At 61.0% G+C, this 5,154-nt stretch carries 6 protein-coding genes; 2 read left to right on the top strand and 4 right to left on the bottom strand.

Annotation, left to right across the window (positions count from 1 at the left end):
• Positions 1 to 157 precede the first annotated feature (157 nt).
• Entirely contained in the window at positions 158 to 778 is a 621-nt protein-coding gene (locus tag VGI36_10360) for a hypothetical protein (protein HEY2485543.1), read from the bottom strand.
• 396 nt (positions 779 to 1,174) lie between these two features.
• Positions 1,175 to 1,495, bottom strand: a complete 321-nt coding sequence (locus tag VGI36_10355) for an SOS response-associated peptidase family protein (protein HEY2485542.1) — start codon at positions 1,493 to 1,495, stop codon at positions 1,175 to 1,177.
• 174 nt (positions 1,496 to 1,669) lie between these two features.
• Here VGI36_10355 and VGI36_10350 point away from each other — a divergent pair, with 174 nt between their 5' ends.
• Positions 1,670 to 1,933: a hypothetical protein gene (locus VGI36_10350; GenBank protein ID HEY2485541.1), complete on the top strand. Its 264-nt coding sequence runs from the start codon at positions 1,670 to 1,672 to the stop codon at positions 1,931 to 1,933.
• 714 nt (positions 1,934 to 2,647) lie between these two features.
• On the opposite strand, the gene istB is transcribed toward VGI36_10350, so the two are convergent.
• Positions 2,648 to 3,445: an IS21-like element helper ATPase IstB gene (gene istB / locus VGI36_10345; protein ID HEY2485540.1), complete on the bottom strand. Its 798-nt coding sequence runs from the start codon at positions 3,443 to 3,445 to the stop codon at positions 2,648 to 2,650.
• Positions 3,438 to 4,916, bottom strand: a complete 1,479-nt coding sequence (gene istA, locus VGI36_10340; GenBank protein ID HEY2485539.1) for an IS21 family transposase — start codon at positions 4,914 to 4,916, stop codon at positions 3,438 to 3,440. The genes istB and istA overlap by 8 nt, the downstream gene beginning before the upstream one ends.
• Positions 4,917 to 4,974: 58 nt before the next feature.
• Here istA and VGI36_10335 point away from each other — a divergent pair.
• Positions 4,975 to 5,154 (top strand): hypothetical protein (locus tag VGI36_10335; protein HEY2485538.1); only part of this gene is annotated, 180 nt, incomplete at its 3' end.

The raw sequence follows: 5,154 nt of genomic DNA, 5'->3' as shown, positions 1-5,154 counted from the left end.
CGCAGTCGCCACAGAACTTCTTATCTGCTGGATTGGCGCTGCCGCATTGGGGACAGCGCAGCGCGAGCGCGGCGCCGCAATCAACGCAGAAGTGCTTGCCCTCAGGGTTTTCGCATCGGCAGTTTTCACATTGCATCGATTGCGGCTCCCGGAGGGGTTAGCGGCTTAGCTCATCGAGGAGGGCCTTCGCATCTTTGAGGTCGGCGGTGTCGAAGCCCTCGGTGAACCAGTTGTAGATGTCGGCGAGCATCGCGCGCGCTTCATCGCGGCGATTGGTATCGCGCAGCAGACGCGCGAGACCGATTGTTGCACGCAACTCGTATGCCTTTGCACTCATGTTTTGCGCAAGCTCGATGGCATCGCGGAAATCGGCCTCGGCCAGTACGGTCCGCCCAACCTTGAGACGTAGGCCTCCGCGGCCGGTCAGCGCATGGGGCCGCAAGACAAGTTCCTCGGGGTTTGCTTTGACCGCCTCCTCGATGGTGATGAGAGCGTCGTCGATCTTCCCGTCAAGAGCTTGAGCCTCGGCCAGCATGGTGAGCATGCTCGTGATATTGATAACAGACCTGCTTTCGGCAAGGCCGGCCAAACCCCGGCGAATCAGCGCCACGCCTTCACCAGTACGGCCGAGCTGCGCCAGCGCGATACCGAGCGCCGGGCGGGCCAAGTCCGTGATGAATGGAAAGCCGTGCTCTTGAGCGATGGCTAATGCTTGCGTTGCCGCAATCTCGCCCTGCAGCGGTTCTCCGAGAAAATAAGACATTACGCCTTCAAACAATCGCCCCTCCGCCAAATCGTAAGGTCGGCGGCTATTCCGGGCGAAGGCGATCCCTTGCGCCATGCGCTCGCGGGCAGAATCGGCGCGGCCCGAGGTCCACGCCGAGGAGGCCGTGATACACACTGCTTCGACGACTGCTCCCGGAAATTGCCTAAACCCATCAACGTCAAGAAACTGGCTCAGGTGCGCAAAGTGCTCGTCGGTCGCTCACGAAGACCATCCAGCGCTCTTTGCGCTCGAGCCCGAAGATCGGAGATCTTGACTACGATGATCAAGCTTCAAACCGGTCCCCGATGAAGGGGGCTGAAATCCTGGTGATTGAAATAATTCCTCGACGAACTTTCGTGTGCGTATTTTCCGGTTCGGGCGCGAGCACTGGGTTTGGATCGAGCTTTTCTAAAATACAGTCTGTTGCGCCGGGGTAGTTGGATCGGGCATGAGCAGCTCCGGCCCTTCATTGTTCACGTTATTCACGAGTGATGAGGCTGGGCTCGGGACGAGCTTGTCGTCCGGAGCCGGCACCAGCAGCGATTTCAGCCGCAAGTGATCTTTTTGGCCCGGACTGATCCACTCTTCTGCAGTTCGTTCACCGAGAATAACCGGCATTCGATCATCAATCGGTTCGATCAGCCGATTTGCTCTGGTCGTGATGATAGTGAAGTTCGTTGCCGATGGCCCGGTTCCGATTGCCACGACTCGTAAACTCCGGCCAGCCAGAGCAATCTCTCTCGGGCGAACAAATCGAGCACGAAATCCTGAAGAGCGGCGATCTTTCGAAAAAAAGGTTCAACGTCACGTCGGTTGGCGTACGCCACTCGTACGGCGAACAAGGCGATCGCTCTGTCCACGCGTTAGAAGAGCCCTCGCAATGGAGAAGCCCCGCCGGATTCGTTGGCAATTCAGGACTGCGGGTTCTTTGTGGGACTAACTGTGGCAATGCCCGTGGGTGCAGGGGTCCAACTCAGCAAGGTAGGGATCAGAACCTGGGTAGAGCCATCGTTGAAGGTCCCGGTGGCGGTTAGCTGCACGGCGGTTCCCTTGGCGATCGAAGAAGTGGCCGGCGTAACCGCAATCGAGGTCAAGACCGCAGCGGTGACCGTCAGGCCGGTTGTTCCCTGGATAATCGACCCGTTTCGAACAAAGCTCGCCCCTTGATTGTTCCGGCTCCGGGGCCACCTGTGCGTTCGCTTGCGCTGCGGCCCGGTGACTCGCAGTCGTCCTTACGACGATTTTGTCGATGGGCTTCAGGTCATTGGTTTCCCTCCTCCCTGCCATCCAAGCTACAAGGCTTCTGGCTCTTGCCTTGGCGGGACTCACTTCCCGCTGAACGCGCCAGCTTTTGCCGGACGCACTACCGGACACATAGGTTACACTTTCTCGCCTTTTTGGGAGGAGGTATGGGATGCCATGGAAGGATTGTTCGGTGATGGACAAAAGGCCGCAGTTTGTAGCGCGGCGACTAGCTGGCGAGACGATGGCGGAGCTGTGCAGAGAGTGTAAGATCTCGCATAAGACCGGTTACAAGATCTTCTGTTTGCAACGCTCTGAAAGTGATCCACTGTAACGCCGAAAAAGTGATCCACCCTCGGCTCGTGGTCTCTCTGCTTTTGACAATCCGGTCTGGCACTTTGATATTCAGATTCGGCCCACCCTCCATAAGGTTCTAAGCTTCTCGTTCCTTAAGGAAGCCATTTGCGGGGGTACTGCCCTGTGCCCTGGGTCTCGAAAATCGTTCCTGGGGCTTCCTAGGGGGAATTTCTTTGGCCCAGCTCATCGATCTGCTCCTGGAACTATTGTAATCGTCTGGTTTTCCCCTTGGTGCGCGTTAGGGGATCGCGCCCAGCGCAGTACCTTGCGCGATCAGCGTTGCTAACGCGCTCCACCATTGTCTGCATGGGCCTCCTTCTTCGCACTGGCGACGGTCTTGGTCGCGCGCTGGCTGCGAAAGGAATCACCTCGAGTGGTCAAAATGTGAGCGTGGTGGCTGAGGCGATCGAGCAGCGCGGTGGTGAGCTTCTCGTCGCCGAAGACCTTGACCCACTCGGAGAACGCCAGATTGGTGGTGATGATGGTGGAGCGGCGTTCGTAGCGCTGGGCGAGCAGATTGAACAACAGCTCGCCGCCAGCGCGCTCGAAGGGAACGAATCCCAGCTCATCCACGATTAACAGCGCGACTTTCTGATAACGCTGCTGGAGCACGGTCAGCCGCCGCTCGTCGCGGGCCTCAAGAAGGCTCTGTACCAGGTCCGCAGCGCGAGCGAAGTGAACCCGCAGGCGTCGGCGCGTGGCCTCGACTCCCAGTGCTATCGCAAGATGCGTCTTTCCACTGCCGATCGGACCCGCCAAAATCACGTCCTCTGCGCGCCCGATGAACTCGCAACTAGCAAGCTCCATGAGCTTGGGCCGCGACACGCCCTTGAGCACGGACCAATCGAGCTGATCGAGCGTCTTGATATCGGGAAAGCGCGCTTCGCGCAGCAAGCGGCGCGCGGTGCTCTGATGCCGGTTGGTGATCTCGGCCTCGAGCAGTTCGCGCAGCAGGTCCTCGTAGGCCCAGCCGCCGTCGCGGGCGCGCCGGCACAGTCCGGGATAGTCGCGCACCACCGCCGCCAGCTTGAGCTCGTGACAATACTCCTGGATGACCGCCTCCGCCGCCGCGTTACTCATGGGCGCCTCCATCGGCGAACAGCAGATGGTCGTAATCGGAGGCCCGGCCGGCTTCTACTTTATAGGAGGCGAGCGCATCGGGCACCGCGATGTTCTCAAGCGCAGGCTCGGGCACAGACCGGTCGGGCGTCTCGGAGCGGCGTTGGGCGATTGCCGCTTCCAGCGCCAGCCGCACGCGCTCCTCGCCATGTTCGCAGACCGCACCTAACAGCCGGGCCAGCACCCGCGCAGCTTCCAGTTCCCCGTGCGCTCCAGTCAGCAGTTCCCAGAGTCCATTCCACGGCGGACCCAACTCGGCGATCAACTCCGGGGCGACTTGGCGCACCGCGTGCGGCTTACGCGCCAGTTCGGGAAGGTAATGCCGATAGCGGACCTGGCGAGTTCCGAACTGCACCCGGGGTTGCGTCACGCTCTCGCCCAGGCAGGTAATGCGGACGTCGTCGACTCCGATGTAAGCGGTCGCGCTCAGCCGTGCCCAGCGCGACGGCACCGAGTACCAGGCGCCTTCGATCCGGACCATCGAGCGCGAGCCGATCTCGACCGGCACCGCCTTGCGCACCTCGAAGGCGGTGGCCGGAAGCGCCAGCAGTTGCGCACGTTCCTCCTGCCACCGTTCAGTGGCAAACTTTCCGGTTGCATCGCACCGCGTCTCGAACGCCGCGTTCAGATCCGCCAGCAACTGACGCGAGATCGCCTCGAGGCTTTCGCCTTGCGGAATCGGGGTTAGATGCGCAAGCCGAATCGCCTTGCCGCGGGACTCCACGCCACCCTTGTCATGTCCCTCTCCGATGCGGGCGAAGTCGGGCTCGAATAGATAGTGGCCGACCAGAGCGAGGAAGCGCCCGGTCAGCTCGCGGCGCGCACCAACTATCTTGCGCACCGCCGCCGTAAGATTGTCATAGACGCAGCGCCGCACCACTACGTCCAGATAGGCAAACGCCCGCACGTGGCCGTCGAGAAAGGCGAGCTGATCGCACCGTTCGTACAGCCACGCGAACTCACGCCCCGAATACATCAGGTGCAGCAGGAACTTCCACGCCTTGCGCCGTTCGCCCCCGACCTCCACCACCACCTCGAAAAAATCGACCTGCGCTTCGCCGGGACGATGAACCAGCGGCACATAAACTTCCGCCCGCTGCCGGCGGCGCTCGCGCAGGTACTCAAGAATCATGGTCAGGCCGACCTGGTATCCCTCTTCCCGTAGCGCGCGATGCAACCGCACCCCGGTCAGCCGCTGCTTGGCCGTCGTGCGGGGCTCCCACTCCGCCAGCAGTTCCTCCAGGCGCGCCCGGACCCGCTCCCATACCGGCCGGGCTCGTCGCCTATAACGCCGCGGCCCCGGCTCCGACCGTTCCACGTACTTCCGCACCGTGATGCGGCTTAAACCCATCTCCCGTGCGACCCGCCGGATACTCTGGCCCTCGACTAGAACCTTGTGTCGTATGACGTGCACTTGATCCATCTGCAGCATCCTCGTCCTCCGGCTCCGCCCGCCTTTTCGCGTGCGATCTACCGGAGTCTAGGCCGGGGTGGATCACTTTTTCAGCGCGATTTGGATCAGTTTTCTAGCGCGATCTCCAACCGAGGCGATCTATGACGCGGGCTTCAATTCCAGTGGGCGCTTCTATGAGAAGTCGACACATATGCTGGGCATGAAGCCCTCTCAATACAAGGCCGGCGGCGTCAACGAGGAGATCAAATTCGCTGTT

It is taken from the genome of Candidatus Binataceae bacterium (assembly GCA_036495685.1).
GTDB lineage: Bacteria > Desulfobacterota > Binatia > Binatales > Binataceae > JAFAHS01.
The sequence above is the reverse complement of the archived record's forward strand: the minus strand, read 5'-3'. Positions and strand labels throughout refer to the sequence as shown.